The organism is Nocardioides sp. S-1144 (genome assembly GCF_005954645.2).
Classification (GTDB): Bacteria; Actinomycetota; Actinomycetes; order Propionibacteriales; family Nocardioidaceae; genus Nocardioides; species Nocardioides dongxiaopingii.
In genome coordinates this window covers 2,559,072-2,574,945 of the sequence record NZ_CP040695.2, presented here as the reverse complement: position 1 = coordinate 2,574,945, position 15,874 = coordinate 2,559,072, and the positions used below count along the sequence as shown (strand labels likewise).

Annotated in this window: 13 protein-coding genes; 1 reads left to right on the top strand and 12 read right to left on the bottom strand. The window is 68.7% G+C overall.

Going from position 1 to position 15,874, the window contains the following annotated elements:
• Positions 1–111: 111 nt before the first annotated feature.
• From FE634_RS12105 to FE634_RS12055, 11 genes are read right to left on the bottom strand one after another with little or no spacing between them, the layout of a single operon-like run.
• Positions 112–2,406 (bottom strand): glycosyltransferase, encoded by a 2,295-nt coding sequence (locus tag FE634_RS12105; RefSeq protein ID WP_148240630.1) that lies wholly within the window; start codon positions 2,404–2,406, stop codon positions 112–114.
• Complete coding sequence (locus FE634_RS12100; protein ID WP_138876003.1) at positions 2,391–3,686, bottom strand: lipopolysaccharide biosynthesis protein; 1,296 nt, start codon at positions 3,684–3,686, stop codon at positions 2,391–2,393. The genes FE634_RS12105 and FE634_RS12100 overlap by 16 nt, the downstream gene beginning before the upstream one ends.
• Positions 3,683–5,116: an O-antigen polysaccharide polymerase Wzy gene (gene wzy, locus FE634_RS12095; protein ID WP_138876002.1), complete on the bottom strand. Its 1,434-nt coding sequence runs from the start codon at positions 5,114–5,116 to the stop codon at positions 3,683–3,685. Before wzy ends, FE634_RS12100 begins: the two co-directional genes overlap by 4 nt.
• Positions 5,113–6,276: a glycosyltransferase family 4 protein gene (locus FE634_RS12090; RefSeq protein ID WP_148240629.1), complete on the bottom strand. Its 1,164-nt coding sequence runs from the start codon at positions 6,274–6,276 to the stop codon at positions 5,113–5,115. Before FE634_RS12090 ends, wzy begins: the two co-directional genes overlap by 4 nt.
• The gene (wecB, locus tag FE634_RS12085; RefSeq protein ID WP_138876000.1) at positions 6,273–7,394 is read right to left on the bottom strand and encodes a non-hydrolyzing UDP-N-acetylglucosamine 2-epimerase; all 1,122 of its coding nucleotides are present in this window, start codon (positions 7,392–7,394) and stop codon (positions 6,273–6,275) included. Before wecB ends, FE634_RS12090 begins: the two co-directional genes overlap by 4 nt.
• On the bottom strand, positions 7,391–8,509 hold the full coding sequence (locus FE634_RS12080) for a polysaccharide biosynthesis C-terminal domain-containing protein (RefSeq protein ID WP_138875999.1): 1,119 nt from the start codon (positions 8,507–8,509) through the stop codon (positions 7,391–7,393). Before FE634_RS12080 ends, wecB begins: the two co-directional genes overlap by 4 nt.
• On the bottom strand, positions 8,506–9,546 hold the full coding sequence (locus tag FE634_RS12075; RefSeq protein WP_138875998.1) for a polysaccharide biosynthesis protein: 1,041 nt from the start codon (positions 9,544–9,546) through the stop codon (positions 8,506–8,508). The genes FE634_RS12080 and FE634_RS12075 overlap by 4 nt, the downstream gene beginning before the upstream one ends.
• Positions 9,543–10,841, bottom strand: coding sequence for a glycosyltransferase family 4 protein (locus FE634_RS12070; RefSeq protein ID WP_138875997.1), 1,299 nt, complete (start codon positions 10,839–10,841; stop codon positions 9,543–9,545). The genes FE634_RS12075 and FE634_RS12070 overlap by 4 nt, the downstream gene beginning before the upstream one ends.
• On the bottom strand, positions 10,838–11,482 hold the full coding sequence (locus FE634_RS12065) for an acetyltransferase (protein ID WP_138875996.1): 645 nt from the start codon (positions 11,480–11,482) through the stop codon (positions 10,838–10,840). The genes FE634_RS12070 and FE634_RS12065 overlap by 4 nt, the downstream gene beginning before the upstream one ends.
• A complete protein-coding gene (locus FE634_RS12060) occupies positions 11,475–12,086 on the bottom strand; it encodes a sugar transferase (RefSeq protein WP_138875995.1) in 612 nt (203 codons plus the stop codon). The genes FE634_RS12065 and FE634_RS12060 overlap by 8 nt, the downstream gene beginning before the upstream one ends.
• A complete protein-coding gene (locus FE634_RS12055; protein ID WP_138875994.1) occupies positions 12,083–13,225 on the bottom strand; it encodes a DegT/DnrJ/EryC1/StrS family aminotransferase in 1,143 nt (380 codons plus the stop codon). The genes FE634_RS12060 and FE634_RS12055 overlap by 4 nt, the downstream gene beginning before the upstream one ends.
• A 205-nt stretch (positions 13,226–13,430) precedes the next feature.
• Here FE634_RS12055 and FE634_RS12050 point away from each other — a divergent pair, with 205 nt between their 5' ends.
• The gene (locus tag FE634_RS12050; protein WP_187366687.1) at positions 13,431–14,867 is read left to right on the top strand and encodes a tyrosine-protein kinase domain-containing protein; all 1,437 of its coding nucleotides are present in this window, start codon (positions 13,431–13,433) and stop codon (positions 14,865–14,867) included.
• An 8-nt stretch (positions 14,868–14,875) separates the two neighbouring features.
• Here the strand turns inward: FE634_RS12050 and FE634_RS12045 are convergent, their stop codons facing one another.
• Positions 14,876–15,874, bottom strand: coding sequence for an arsenate reductase/protein-tyrosine-phosphatase family protein (locus FE634_RS12045; protein WP_187366686.1), 999 nt, complete (start codon positions 15,872–15,874; stop codon positions 14,876–14,878).

Sequence of the window (15,874 nt, the reverse complement as noted above, 5' to 3'; positions counted from 1 at the left end):
CGTTCGGTCGACCGGTTGAGGGATGGCGCACTGAAAAAGGCACCCATCTTCGAGGCCTGACACTGGAAGAGAAAAAGCGAGGGATTCTCGAACACTCGGCCGCGGGAGCCGTTAGTTCGGCGGCGAGGTTCGACCCGACCACAGGTCGACGAAGGCCGTCGCGGCCCGACGCGTGTCGAACCCAGACGTCAGCAGTGCAGCTTTCAGCTCGTCCTTGGTGGGTCGCGAAACCTGGCTCTTGACGAGTGCTTCCACCCAGACTTCGTCCGCGTCGGAAAGCGAGCACAGCGTGACCCCAGGGAGTCTGTCCGCGACGTATCGAGTTCCCGGGAGATCCGAGACAACAGCGACTGTTCCTACGGCCAGTGCCTCCAGGAGTACGCCGGGCATTCCTTCTTGAGTGCTGGTCATCAGCAGCACGTCGGCCGTCGCGAGGATCGCCGGAACGTCGTCTCTCGTCCCGAGGAACGTGACCCTCGGACCGATCCCGTGTGCCTCCGCAAGGGATCGGTGCCCACCGTGCTGCGCCTCGTCGTCGCGCCCGACGAAAACGAGCACTGCACCGATGTCCTGGGCTGTCAGGGCGCCGAGGATCTCGATCGCGCGCACGCGGTTCTTCAGCGGCACGTCCCTTCCCACGTGCACGAGGACCAGATCTTCTGCTGCAGCACCCGACTCCCGACGAAAACCTTCGACGTCGCCAGCCTCGTCGAGGCGGTCCAGCCGAACCCCGGACAGCAGCACACGACAGCGAGGGTCACTCGACCAGTCCTCACGCCAACCCAGCTGCAGTGCGGCCGGGGAGACGCCCACGATGTCAGTGGCCAACCGGTCGATCAGAAACCGGTAGAACATCTCGTACGCCCGCCCCAACCGGCGGTCGATTGGATGGGTCCCGTCCGATCTGAAGTGCACGATCCTCACCGGGACTCCGCCCCACCTAGCCAAGGGCAGAAGAAGTGCGGACTTGGACAGACCGCGCTTGACGTGCAGGTGAAGAGCAACGGTGCTGGGATCGCGAAGGTTCTGCCTAGCCGCCAACCAGAAGCCCGGCGACCGGAATCGACGGGAGATCACGCGTGCGCCGGCTCTTTCATACCTGTCAGTCAGGGTGCCGATCCCGCCTGACTGAAGAATTACCTGGTCGTGGACCGCCTCGCCTTGCGCAAGCCATTCGATGAGCTCCAAGGTCCTGGTCTCCGCTCCGCCGGTGTCAAGACGCGAGAAGAGGTGGACCACCCTCGGCTTCGCTGGCTCGGATGGCTGGGCGATGCTGGGGTGCCAGAGGGATCTGAAGGAGCCAACGCACCGGGACAGCTCGAATGCAGACTCGGCCAATCGATCCCGACGTTCCCTCCGGACCTCTGGACCGCCAACGCGGTCCAGTTGGGACCTGACCGCGTCGGCCCACGTGATGTCGTTGCTGCTGAGCGACAAGCACATCACATCGTCCTCGAGCGCCCTCGAGATCAGAACTGCCCCGGGGACGTCGCTCGCAACGACGGGAAGTCCGACTGCCAGGGCCTCCAGCAGCACGCCAGGCATCCCTTCACGACGGGACGTCATGAGCAGCACGTCAGCACCCGCAAGCAGCCGGCTCGAGTCCGTACGTTGGCCAACCCAGTGGACCCGGCCCGTCAGTCCCAGCGACGAAGCACGCTCGCGGAGACGGTCAAGCTCTGCGGGATCATCCCTCCCCACGAAAACCAGGTGTGCCGGGCACTGCTCGGAGTCGATCGCTGCCATGATCTCGAGCGCTCGTGCTCGGTTCTTCTCCGGAGTGTCCCGCCCGACGTGTACCACGACCGGATGGTCCCCAGGGATATCTAGGTCTTGTCTCAGGTGCACATCCAGAACTGGCCCTGGGAGTGGAGGAACCGGAACGCCTGACAGCATCACCCGGCATCGCGGATCCTTATGCCACGACGCCGAGTATCCGTGGGTGAGGGCACTGGGGGAGACCCCGATGATGTCGGTCGCCAGCCACCTGACGGTGCAGTTCGCCGTGCGGGCCAGGATCCTCTTTCGCCAGCTGTCGGTCGCCACGGTCGAGTCCGAGCGATAGTGCGCCACACGAACAGGGACGCGCGCCAGCGTCGCGAGGATGAGGACGGGAGCACTAACTGCTCCGAGGTGCGAGTGAGCTACCCGGGCGTTCCGCAGGTCGTGGAACAGTGTCCGCACTCCCGACGCTGCCTTGAGCGGGTGGAAGCTAGTGCGCGCACCCAGCGCCTCGAACTCCTCCCTCATGGGGCCTGCCGGGTTCGCCAGGGCGACGACACGATGGTCGCGAGCAAGGTCTCCCAGGGTTGATAGCGCCTCGAGCGTGCGCGTCTCCGCACCTCCTCGTTCGAAGCTTGCGAAGAAGTGCAGAACGTGCTGTCGGGTACTCACTTGCGTTCCCATCTGTTCACGGTGGTGCGGTCGAAGACGTTAAAGCCGTGCCACAGATCACGGGTCGTGTGGCCGGTGAGCATCGTGAAATGGCGCCAAGAGATTGCTGCATAGACCAGGTAGGCGCACGTACACGCCGCAGCAGCACCCACAGCTCCGAAAGGAGGAATCAGGGCAACGTCCAGGACGACCGAAACGGCCAGGGCCCCCAGTGCTCTGCTCGTCATGGCTCGCGCCGCGCCGTGGCGCACGAAGAGATGTCCCAGGGGCCGCTGAGCTGCCAGCGCGACCACGCCGGGCAGAAGTATGACCAGCACCATCCGTGAATCCGTAAAGGCCCCGCCCCAGAGTGCCGGTATCGCCGGCCAAGCCACGGCAGCGACCACGAGTGCGAACGCGCCGACGAGGACAGCGGTCACCACGACGAGCTTGAGGGTGAACTCGGCAGCCTCCGAGTCCGAGTCGACGAACTGGCGGTTGAGGAACGTGCTCGCCATCGAGCTGGCCAGCACAGCGAGGGGGGCAGTGATACTCACCGCAACCGCGTAGTGGCCGACGCTTGCCGCGCCCGCCAGGAGCCCTAGCAGGAGGATATCCAAGCGCATCAGCATCTGCAGCGCGACTTGGGAGAGGTGAAACTTCGCGCCGGCGTGCAGCCCGCGTGCGAGAACGGTGAAGTCCACGGAGGAGATCGGCGACCTGGTCGCAGTAAGCGCCAACAGCGCGGCGAGAGCAGAACCAGCCAATGTCCCCACCAAGACCCGTTGCAGGGACAGGGAGTCCGAGGCCAATCCGTGCAGGACGACGATCAAGGCGACCAGGACCTCGGCGAGCGAACAAGCGGCTGCAACCGCGGCTCGTCCTTGGAGATGCAGTGCCCGCTGCAACCACGTGTTGGCAACCGTGGTGGTCACGAACCCACCTACCGACAGCAGTCCCGCCCGAACACTCAACGGGTCGAGCTGCAGGTCTCTCAGCTGGTGTGCTCCCAGTCCCGTGGCAAAAGCGAGGAAACCCAGGATGACGCCCCAGAGGACCGAGCAGTAGCTGAGCGTTCCTAGGACACGTTGGCGCGACATCGCGCCTCGTCGAATCGACAGCTCGGCGAAGCCAAGCTCGCCGCTGAGACCGCCCACCGAGGCGACCAGCAAGGACGTGGTCAACACGATCTGGAAGATGCCTCTGGCCTCGGCCCCCAAGTTCCGTGCTACCAGGACGCTCGTCACGAAGGCCACGCCCAGGACAGCGAAGCGGACGGTGGTAGCTCCGAGGAGGGTGACGCGCATCGTCATCGCACGAGATCGCCGGCGCTATGACGAGCCCGTGCCGAGCCGGCGCGCCCCAGTAGCCAGGCCGGTGCGAGTACGAGTGCCGTGATCAGAAGGACCGACGGTGTACTCGCGAAGCTGTTCCGAACCAGCATCTGAAAGACCAAGCTCGTCGTCGCCGTCAGGATGAGCCACGCACCTCCGCGGCTCGCCACTCTGTTCAGGCGCGCAAGGCCCCATCCCCAGGCGAACATGATGACCAGTGCTCCTGGGACGGCGAAGTTGTTGTAGGCCTCGCCGATGACCGATCCGCCTACGTTCCCGACCCTGATCGCGATCTGAGTGCTCATGTGATTCGGGTTCTGCGACTCCGGGGTTGGAGATTGTCGGAGGGCGTAGCGCACGAAAGCGTCGTTGATGGGTGCCAGATAGGTAGCGCCCTGGTAGAACGGCTCTCCCTTGGTGTCGTGCCACGTCACCGTGGCGTGCACCACAGCGAGGCTCCCTCCCATCTCGCTCAAGGCTCGGGTAGGGGCAGTCACCACCTGGTCGGGTTCGAGACTGGCCCCCTGGCGGGTGTCCGAGACGATCCCGATCGGGACGAGTAGAGCGACGACGGCGATGGCAAGGACTCGTGGGCGAGGCATCCTGCGCTGCGCACCAAGGACGATGCTCACCGCGGCCAGCGGGAAGAGGACCTCCCCGCGCAGTCCCAGCGGGAAGGCGAGCACGATGAAGCCGGCGAAGGCCACCATGGCGAGGCGGGGAAGCAACCGCCTGCGTTCCAGCGCTGCGAAGACCACCCCTACCGCCAGCCCGTAGTAGATCAGCTGGAGCGGTGCTTGGGCGCGAGCCTGTAAGTAGTCCTGGTAGGTGGATCCGAAGCCCAGACCTGCGCGAAGGGCGAAGAGCCCCCAGGCGGCCATGGATACCAGCGCCAGGGCGCTCCCGACGTCGGCGACCATCCGTTGGAACAAGGATGCGCTGGGCAGGTCCTTGTGGTGAGGGGGCCGGGCGATGGCACCCCGATCGACCATGAGGCAACCGAAGGTGAAAGCCAGCGCGCAGGTCATCGCCAGCCAAGCAGCCGTTGCCGCTTCAGGTTGGTGGATGAAGCGTTCGACCGGAGCCAGTGCCGCCGTGTCTGTGTACAGGAACTCGGGAAGTGCGCCGAGGTGGAAGATCATCAACACGAGCAGGGAGATCAGCTGAGCCGACCAGACCCCGCGCTCAGCATTCCGCGCGACAGCGAGCAGGCAAAAGCCGGACACGAAGACGGCACCAACAGCCAGGACGAACAGCGAGAATCGGCCAGCATCCGGGAGGATGGCGACGAAGATGACCAGGGCCGTGACTGTCACGAAGAGGTAGGCATGCCTTCTCCGAGACTCGGCGCCACGAGATTCATCGACTGGTTGCTGCTGCTCGTGGACAGATCTCGTCGAGACCGTCATCGGAGGATCTCCGCCAAGAATCCATGGAGCCTCTCGGGCCGTGCCTGGTCACGAATCGTGGAGGCTCGTCGAATCGCGTCGCGTGAAGCGTCCTCATAGGAGGCGTCAGTCGAGATGAGCTCGCGGACACGGGCCGCCAAGTCACTCGCCGTGAGGGTTCGCATCAAGCGGTGCTCGGGGACCAGCTCCGGTATTCCTCCGACGCGACTTCCCACGGAAGGAAGTCCACGCGCCATGGCCTCCACCATGGCGCGAGGAAGACCCTCGCTCCTGGAGGGTAGACAGAACACGTCTGCCGAGTCGTAGGCAGCGCGGACCTCCGCGGGATCATCCAGGTGACCGCGCAAGGTCACGAACTCGGTGACTCCGAGCTCCTGGGCGCGCCGGCGCAACCAGTCGCTCCGGTCTCCGCTGCCGACGAGCTCAACCTCGACCGGCAGTCCCTCGTGTCGCAGCAGCGCGACGGCCTCGATCACCAGGTCTTGTCCCTTGGCCAGACCCGAATTCACGCCGACCGTGAGCAACCGCGCGCTCGCCTTCGGCGCCGGCCTCGGCTGGTGGGCCACCTCGTTGATCCGGACGTTCGATCGCACGAGGGCGGGTACCGATGGGGGACACGGGAAGTGTTTCTGCAACTGGTGTTGGGTCACGTAGATGACACCGGCCGCCCGTCTGACCAGGTACGAGGTTGCTCGTGTAAGAAGCCACCGGACTACAGATCGCGCGCCATCGCCCCCGAGCGTCCGTGGATCGGCCACCATATTGACCACCAGCGGGCGGCGACGGACCAGCGCCAGGATGCCGACGATGATCGACAGTGGCTCAGGCAGTCGGACGTATGCCACGTCGTGTTCACGAAGTGCGCTCCAGACCCTCAGCACCGTTGCCGGCGCCGTTCGCGCCAGGCCCGCGACCGACGCGTAGTCGGGCACTCCTCGGTAGGACACGAGCTCGCCCGTCATCAGCCCACCGGGCGACTCGGTCGCTCGAGAGCGAGTGGCGTCGCGCGAGATGACGGTGCCGCTCTGGAACGGCGCGGCTATGGTGAGGAAGTTCGAGTACAGGCCCGCTGGGTGCGTGGCGGCAACTCCCACCTCGGTTCGGACACCGCGCACGTCCGAGGCGATCAAGATGCGCTTGGTCTTCAGCGAGGACGTCATTGTCGTATCCCCGACCACGCGTGGTGTCGAGCGGCGGTCGAGGCGATGAAGCGCACCACCCTGTTGCTGACGTCGCCCACCTCGTAACCAGCAGGGGCCGACGACGTGATTGCTCCGTCGTGGATGGCGATGCCGACGGCCCGGAGGACGTCGTTCTCCCTAAGTCCGGTCATCATGATCGTGCCGCTGTCGAGAGCCTCCGGACGCTCGATCGAGTCGCGCAGGGTGATCGCGGGGAAGCCCAGGATCGACGACTCCTCCGAGATGGTGCCCGAGTCCGAGAGGACACAGGCTGCCTCGAGCTGGAGCTTGTTGTAGTCGTGGAATCCGAAGGGCTCCATGAAGTCGATCCCGGTCAGGTCCCGGTCGGTGTCGAGCGCCTCGATCCGCTTGCGCGTCCGCGGGTGGGTGGAGACAACGATGCGCTTGCCGTGCTGGTCCCGCACCGCCACGAGGCAGTCCAGGAGCAGCTGCAGACGCTCGGGCAGGTCGACGTTCTCCTCGCGGTGCGCGCTGACCAGGAAGTAGTCGCCCCGGGTGAGGCCGAGCCGCGCCAGTGCGTCGGAGGCCTCGATCTGGGGCCGGAACTTGTCGAGCACCTCGCGCATCGGCGACCCGGTGACGAGGACCCGGCGGGGGTGGAGGCCCTCCGCGAGCAGGTTGCGACGCGCGTGCTCGGTGTAGGCAAGGTTGAAGTCAGCGACGTGGTCCACGAGGCGACGGTTCGTTTCCTCGGGGACGTTCTCGTCGAAGCAGCGGTTGCCAGCCTCCATGTGGTAGGTCGGGATGCGCATGCGCTTGGCCATCACGGTGGCGATGCACGAGTTGGTGTCGCCCAGGACGAGCAGCGCGTCCGGCTTCTCCTCGAGCAGCACCTTCTCGGTTCCGATCAGGACACCGCCCAGCACGGCCCCGAGGCTGCTGGTGTCGACGCCGAGGTAGTGGTCCGGAGCTCGCAGTCCGAGGTCGTCGAAGAAGACCTGGTTGAGGGCGTAGTCGTAGTTCTGTCCGGTGTGGACCAGCACGTGCTCGATGCCGGCCGTCTTGTCGAGGCGGTCGATGACGCAGGCGAGTCGGATGATCTCGGGTCGCGTGCCGACGATCGTCATGACCTTCATGCGAGTGCCTCCTGGGCGATCGCCTCGGGGAACTGATCCGGGTTGGCCTGGTCGAGCAGTTGGTCCGACCAGAACATGGTGATCAGCTCGGTTTCGCCGACATTGCGGATGTTGTGCACCCACAGGGTGGGCATGTCCACGAACGACGGCGTGTCGCCGCTGAGTCGGAACGTCACCACGTCGTCGTGGAGGAGACGTCTCAGCTGGACCTCTGCTTCACCCTTCACGACGAAGAAGCGCTCGACCTTGTGGAGGTGGTAGTGCTCGCCGCGCTTCTGGCCGGGGTGCGTGGTTGACATGAACGCCATCCCGGTGCCGCCGTGAGCACGAACGGTCTCGAACAGGTCGCCCCTGTTGTCCGCGTGGACCTGCGGCGACACCGGCCACATCTCCGGGAACGCCGCAGCGCGGTAGGTGTTGAACAGGTTGCGTCGCATCGGGGTCGAGATGTCGGGCACCTCTGCCGCAGGAACGTACAGGTCGTGGAACTCCTGGAAGAGTGCCAGGACCTCGCCGATGCCGATCGACTCGGCACCGACCACCGTTCGGGTGTCCGTCCCGATTGCGGAGATGAGCGCTGCGGCCGCGTCCTGGGCGTGGAGGAGCGCGATCTCGCGGTCGCCGGAGAGGTGCGGCGTCCGTCCAGCGGCCACCTCGTGGGCGAAGGTCGCGACGAACGAGTTGTAACCCGGGCGTCCGTGCTCCCCGTAGAGGTTGGGCAGCAGGATGTCGGCGAAGCTGCCCCCGGTGGCGCCGACCGCGCCGCTGAGGATCTCTGCGGCGCGGGCCTTGCCACGGCCGTACGGGTTGTCGAGCTCGGCCTGGACCGAGTTCGCGAAGACGACGCCGACCGGGCGCCCCGCCGCCGCCAGGGCTGCGGCCAGGGTCTCGGCGAGAGCGACGTTGCCCCGCTCGACCTCGTCGTCGGTGCCGGCACGGTTGACGCCGGCGACGTGGAGGACGGCATCGACGTCGGACAGCAGGTCGCCGAGTGCCTGCGGATCGTCGAGCTCGGCGCGGCCCAGCCGAACCGCGTCGACACCGTGCAGCGCCCGCAGCCGGCAGGCGGTGTGCCACCCGAGGAAGCCGTGGCCGCCGGTGATCGCGACCCTCACGGTTGCGGCTTCGCGTCGCGACCGGCCTCGGCCAGCGCGCGGCGCACCGGTGGCAGCTGGAGGAGCAGTCGCTTGACGCCCTCGACGTCGAGCCGCTCGCAGTTGCGCGAGGTGTAGTCGTCGTCGACCACCTCGGTCTCGCCCTGGTCGAAGAAGAGCTCGTACTCGAGCGAGCGGGCGTCGAGCGGGACCCGGTAGTAGTCGCCGTGGTCGTCCGCCTTCTGCAGCTCCTCGCGGCTCAGCAGCGACTCGTAGAGCTTCTCCCCGTGCCGGGTGCCGATCACCCGGATCTCGGGGTCGTCGTCGCCGAAGAGGGAGGCCACGGCCCGCGCCAGGTCCTCGACGGTCGAGGCGGGCGCCTTGCGCACGAACAGGTCACCGGGCTCGGACTGGGTGAAGGCGTACTCCACCAGGTCGACGGACTCGTCGAGCGACATCAGGAACCGGGTCATCCTCGGATCGGTGACCGTGAGGGGCCGGCCCTGCCGGATCTGCTCGATGAACACCGGGATCACCGATCCCCGGCTGTACATCACGTTGCCGTAGCGGGTGATCGAGACGACCGGTCCGTCTGCAGCGCGGTGGCGCGCGTGCGCCTGGGCCACCTTCTCCATCATCGCCTTGGAGATCCCCATGGCGTTGATCGGGTAGACCGCCTTGTCGGTGCTGAGACACACCACCGACTCGACGCCCGCACGCTCGGCGGCCCGGATGACGTTGTCGCTGCCGTTGACGTTGGTGAACACCGCCTGCTGAGGGAAGAACTCACAGCTCGGGACCTGCTTCAGCGCGGCCGCGTGGAAGATGTGGCGGACCCCGTTGACGGCGTCCTCGACGCTGCGGGGGTCCCGCACATCACCCACGTGGAACTTCACCCGACCGTCCGCGAGCTCGCGGCGCATCGTGTCCTGCTTCGACTCGTCGCGGCTCAGGATGCGCACCTCCTCGATGTCGGTGTCGAGCAGCCGTCGCACCATCGTCGAGCCGAACGACCCGGTGCCCCCGGTGACCAGGACCGGGCCCTGTGAACTCGTCACTGCGTTTCTCTCCTCTGGGTGGTCGGTGTGGTGCTGCGGAAGGGTCCGCGACGTCGGGAGTCCCCGGCTGCCGACCGGAGCAGCTCCGCGAGACGTGCGGCACCGACCTCGCGCGCCATCAGCCGGCCGTAGAGCTCCCTGCCCCTGCGGCCCATGTCTTCTCGTGCCTGCGGACCTCGAGCCGCGAGGTCGACCACGGCCGCGGCGATCGCGGTCGCACTGCCGGGCTGGGCGCCGCGGCCGGCTCCGCCGGTGGACACCAGCTCGGCACTGTCGCCGCGCGACACGACCAGCATGGGCCGCCCGGCCGCCAGCCCCGACTGGACCTTGCTCGGCATCGTGACGGCGAACAACGGTTCGTCGGCCAGCGAGACCACGTGGAAGTCCGCGGACGCCGTCAGCCGTGCGGCCTCCGCGCGGGGCACGGCGTCCAGGAAGTGCACCCGGTCTGACCCGGACGCGCGAGCGACCAGGTCGGCCTTCGACACCCCGGAACCGACGAGCACGAGGTGCGAGGGCTCCGTCACCGGTTCGACGAAGGCGTCGACCAGCGGTTCGAGGGCCTGTGCCTTGCCGTGGTTGCCCGCGTACAGGAAGACGGACTCGGCCGCGGGGATGCCGAGGCGAGCGCGAACACCTTCCACAGTGTCGTCGTCGTCGGTGACGGCGAGCTCGGCGTCGGGGAGCCAGTTGTAGACCAGGGACAGCTTCTCCGCCGGCACGCCGCGCGAGCTGAGCAGGTCGATCATGCCGGGGGAGATGACGGCGACGTGCGACGCCATGGCGTAGGCGCGCCGCACGAACACGTCGACGGCTCGCTCGACGAGGCGGGAGGCACGCCCCGTCAGGAAGCCGGAGGCGAAGATGGAGTCCGGCCACACGTCCTGGACCAGCAGGACGTAGGGCTTGCCCCACACCAGTCTGCTCACCATCGCCGGCAGGGCCGCGGTGGCCGGCGACGAGTAGACCAGGGCCACGTCGCTGCGGCGCAGCAACCGCTGGCCGAGCGCGGCGCTGCTCAGCGCCCACGACGCGTAGTTCATCAGCCGTCCCCGGGCGCTCGAGTCGTGACTCGGGTGGAGCGGGGTGCGGTGGACGGCCACACCGGCGTGCTCCTCGGTCGAGCGAGATCCGGCGCGGTAGCCCTCGTGGACCTTGCCGGACGGGTAGTTGGGGATGCCGGTCAGCACCTCGACGTCCAGTCCCTGGTCACCCAGGGCGGCGACGATGCCGGCCGGGATCTCTGCCGGCTCGGGCGGGTACCACTGACAGACGAAGGCGACTCGAGCCCTCATCGAGCAGGAACCCCCTTGACGACGACGCCGCCCGGCACGTCCCTGACAACGCAGGCGGCGCCCCCGACCACGGAGCCGCGTCCGACGGTGAGCTGGTTGAGCACAACTGCTCCGCTACCCACGAGGACGCCGGCCTTGATCGTGCAGTCGCCCGAGATCGTTACGGAAGGGTTGAGGCTCACGTTGTCCTCGATGACCGTGTCGTGTCCGACGGTGACGTTGAGGTTGAGGTGAACGTGGCGACCGATCTGGATGTTCGTCGTCAACCGCACTCCGGCGCACACGACGCTGCCCGGACCGATGTCGACGCCGTAGCCTCGCGTCGCAGAAGGATGAATGAGCGTGGCAGCTTGGAAACCCGCATCGTCGTATCGCGTGGATACGCGCCCGCGCACACTTGGACTCCCGATGCCCACGGCGTAGCTCACCGGAGACGACGACGTGATGAATTCGTCGGAGCTACCGAGGAACCGGACGCGCCGCTTGGCCAGCTGCTCCAGATTCACTTCCGAGGGTGAGTCGTCGACTACTCCGACCACGTTCCAGACGGGCGCGCGGTGCGCGTCGTTGATCGCGTCGATGACGTCGAGAACCTCGCGGCCGAAGCCACCCGCGCCGATCACGGCGATTGGCTCAGTCATTGGTGCTCCTCATGAACTCGGGCATGGTCACGTCGCCGTCGGCGCTGATGCCGTCGCGCCGGAGGACCTGGGCCACCGTGCGGGCGATGATCGAGGCGTCCAGGCGCAGGCTGCGGCGGTCGACGTACTCGACGTCCTTGGCGAACTTGGCGTCCCACGTCAGGGCGTTCCGTCCGCTCACCTGGGCGAGGCCCGTGACCCCCGGGCGGACGTCGTGGCGCCGCCGCTGCTCGGCGGTGTACCGGTCCAGGTAGCGCACCAGCAGGGGGCGAGGACCGACCAGGCTCATGTCGCCCCGCACCACGTTCCACAGGGTGGGCAGCTCGTCGAGGCTGGTCGAGCGCAGGAACGAGCCGAACGGCGTCATCCGCTGCTCGTCGGTCACCAGCCCGCGGGCGCTGTCGGTCTCGAGCATGGTGCGGAACTTCACCAGCTCGAAGACCCGCTCGTCCTTGCCGGGCCGGGGCTGCCGGAACAGCACCGGCGAGCCCAGCTTGAGACGGACCAGGACGGCGACGACGACCTGCAGGGGCAGCGAGAGGACCAGGGCCACCCCGCCGACGACCACGTCGACCGCCCGTTTGACCGGGTCGTAGGCCCTCACGCGACCACGACCCCGCGGATCGTGGCCTCGATGCGCTCGAACTGCGCGTCGGTCAGCGCGGAGCCGGCCGGCAGGGTGAGCCCGCGCTCGAAGATGCGCTCGGAGGAGCCGTCGAGCGTCCCGGACAGCCCGGCCGAGACCGGCTGCAGGTGCATCGGCTTCCACACCGGGCGACACTCGATCCCGGCCTCGCCGAGGGCGGAGGCGAGGTCGGCGGCGCTCCACGCGGACACGTCCGGGTCGACGACGACGGCAGTGAGCCAGCAGTTGTCGCCGGCGTCGTCGGCACCGCCGAGGATGCGGACCCCCGGCTGGTCGGCGAGGAGGCGCCGGTAGCGCTCGCGCCAGCCGCGGCGCCGCTTCAGCATGTCGTCGAGGCGCTCGAGCTGGGCCCGGCCGAGGGCGGCGAGGATGTTGGAGAGCCGGTAGTTGTAGCCGACCTCGGTGTGCTCGTAGTGCGCGACCGGCTCGCGGGCCTGCGTCGACAGCTTGCGGACGTGGTCGGCCAGGCGCTGGTCGTCGGTGAGGAGCATGCCGCCACCGGAGGTCGTCATGATCTTGTTGCCGTTGAACGACAGCACCGAGGCGTCCCCGAACGACCCGGCCGGCCGGCCGTCGTACGACGCGCCGAACGACTCCGCCGAGTCGCACAGCAGTCGGGCGCCGGCGGCGTCGGCGACCTCGGTGATGGCGGCGTAGTCGACGCACTTGCCGAGCATGTCGACCGGGATGACGGCCGGGACGTCGCGCCCGGCGTCCTGCAGGGTCCGCACGGCCCGGGAGAGCAGGGCCGGGCTCATGTTGCCCGACTCCTCGTCGCAGTCGACGAAGTGCGGCTCGGCGCCGACGTAGCGGATCGCGTTGACGGTGGCGGCGAAGGTGAACGTCGACACCGGCACGACGTCGCCCGGGCCGACGCCCCACGACACCAGCGCCAGGTGCAGGGCCGCGGTGCCCGAGGACAGCCCGACGGCGTGGGCGGTGCCGACGCGGGCGGCGACCTCGTCCTCGAAGGCGGTGAGGTCGGGTCCGGCGGGGGCCACCCACCCGGACTGGAGGGCCCGCAGCACGTACTGCTGCTCGAGCTCGCCGACGTCAGGGGTGGAGAGAAGAATGGGACCGTCCACCTGCGAAGTCATGCTGCTGCTTTTCCCGTCTCGTGTGCCGTCCCCAGGCGAGAGTGTAGACACGCCCACGCCCGCCGTTGCACGTCGGTGGTCACGCGCTGGACGTCCTCGGGCCGGGCCGGCTGCGGGCTCGGCGACGGCCCGCGCCGATGTCTCGCCCGACCAGGGTCCTCCCTTATGGTGTCGCTGTCACAACTCGGCAACAGACAGGACGTTCGTGGAGCTCCGGGACTACTGGCGGACGCTCCGTCGTCGCTGGAAGATGATCGTGGCGTGCGTGGTGCTCGCCGTCGGAGCGGCTGGTCTGCTCACCTGGCAGACGACGCCGCTCTACGCCTCGAGCGCGCAGCTGTTCGTCTCCACGGCGCCGTCCGACGCCGGTGAGGCCTACAGCGGAGGGCTCTTCGCCACCCAGCGGGTGACCTCCTACGTCGACCTCGTCGACACCCGCAAGCTGTCCGAGCAGGTCGCCACCGACCTCGGCGGCGACCTCGAGCCGGCCGAGCTGCGTGCCGCCGTCTCGGCGCAGGTCGTGCCCGAGACCGTGACCCTGGTCGTCACGGCCCAGGACGCCGACGCCGTGGTCGCGCGCGACATCGCCCAGGCCTACGCCGAGGCGCTCATCGACCTCATCGCCGACATCGAGACGCCCGACGGTGGTGGGCAGGCCCCGATCCGCGCCTCCATCGTCGACAACGCCGACACGACGAGCTCGCCGGTGAGCCCCAACACCCCGCGCAACCTCGGCCTCGCGCTGGTGCTCGGCCTGCTCGTCGGGGTCGGCCTCGCCGTGCTCCGCGAGCTCCTCGACACCTCGCTGACCTCCAGCGACGACATCGCCGCGATCACCGACACCCCGATCCTCGGGCACATCAACGTCGACACGGTCGCGATCAAGAAGCAGCCCGCGCAGGCCCTGTCCGAGGCCTCGCCGTGGGCGGAGTCGTTCCGCGTGCTGCGCACCAACATGCAGTACGTCGAGGTCGACCACGACCACCGCACCTTCGTGGTCTCCAGCTCGCTGCCCGCCGAGGGCAAGTCGACGACCGCGGTCAACCTCGCCATCACCATGGCGATGGCCGGCCAGCGGGTCGCCCTGGTCGAGTGCGACCTGCGCCGCCCCCTCATCGCCGACCGGCTCGGCCTCGACGACGCCGTCGGCACGACGTCGGTGCTGATCGGTCGCATCGAGCTCGACGACGCCCTCCAGGGCTACGCCGACACCGGCCTGCAGGTGCTCACCTGCGGCCCGCGGCCGCCCAACCCGTCCGAGCTGCTCCAGTCGCACGCGATGGCGGGCCTCATCAGCGACCTGCGCGACCGCTTCGACGTCGTCCTGCTCGACGCGCCGCCGCTGCTGCCGGTGACCGACGCCGCGCTGCTGGCCGCGCAGTCCGACGGGATGCTCGTCGTCGTCCGCCACGGCAAGACCAACCAGGACCAGCTGCGCCACGCCCTGGAGCGGGTCGAGGCCGTCGACGCCAAGGCCGTCGGCGTGGTGGTCAACCTGGCGCCGTCGAAGAAGTCGGACCGCTCCTACAGCTACGGCTACGGGTATGGCTACAGCTACGCCCCCCAGGCGGACAAGAAGCTCGCCAAGGCCCGCCCGGCGAAGCGAGCCGACGCCGACCGTGGTGGTCACCGCCGCGCCTGAGAGGTCGGTCAGGGCGTGAGGGCAGGCAGGACGACGCCCAGCAGCGCGTCGATCCTCTCAGCCGCCCGGTCGGCGACGTCGGCGTCGCGCCCGTAGGGGTCGGCGACGTCGAGCGCAGGGTCGGCGGGGCCGCGGTGCTCGGCCAGCGCGCCCAGCACCTGCGCGGGGCTCAGGTCGCCGGGAAGTGAGCCGATCGCCCGGCCGGCCTGGCCAAGCGTGACGACCTTGCGGAACGCCGCGGGGGAGTCGTCGAGGATGAAGGAGCGGTGGCTGGCCTCGGCGGTCAGCACCAGGTCGGCGTCCTCGACCATCCGGCGGGTCAGCCGGCGGCTGCGGAAGCCGCTCGGGTCGAAGCCGCGGGCGGTGAGCGGGCGCGCCATCTCGGGGCTCACCCCGTGGTCGACCCAGCCGTGGGTGCCGGCACTGGTGAAGCGGATCCCGTCCCCGGCCATCCGGCGCGCGGCGAGCTCCATGTAGGGGGAGCGGCAGATGTTGGCGGTGCACACGAAGAGGACCTCGAGCGGACGCGGCTCCGCGCCCGGCTCGGGCCGGGGTGCGGTCCCCTCGGCGGGCGCGGGCGCGCGCAGGTCGAGGTGGCCGGCCCCGGCGAGGACCTCGACGACCTCGGCCAGGGCGTCGTCGACGCTGCGGCCGGTGGTGTCGACGTCGAGCAGGACGAACGTGCCGCCCGTGCCCTCGACCAGCTCGCGGACCTGGCGGGTCGCCGCCGGCGGAGCCTCCGGGCCGAGGACGACGACACCGCCGTGCCGCGCGATCTCCGCCGCGACCCACCCGAGCCGGCGGAGGTGCAGCTCCCGGCCGGCGTCGGTGTCCGGGCCGGGGGAGAGGTGGTGGCGCACGTCGTCGCCGTCGAGACCGGTGACGACGCGCGTGCCCTGGCGCCGGACGCGGTGCTCCAGGGCGCGGGCCAGGGCAACCGTCCCTCGCGGCGACGGGCCGGTCACGTACAGCACCAGCCCCGGCGAGGGGGTGAGGTCGGCCGGCAC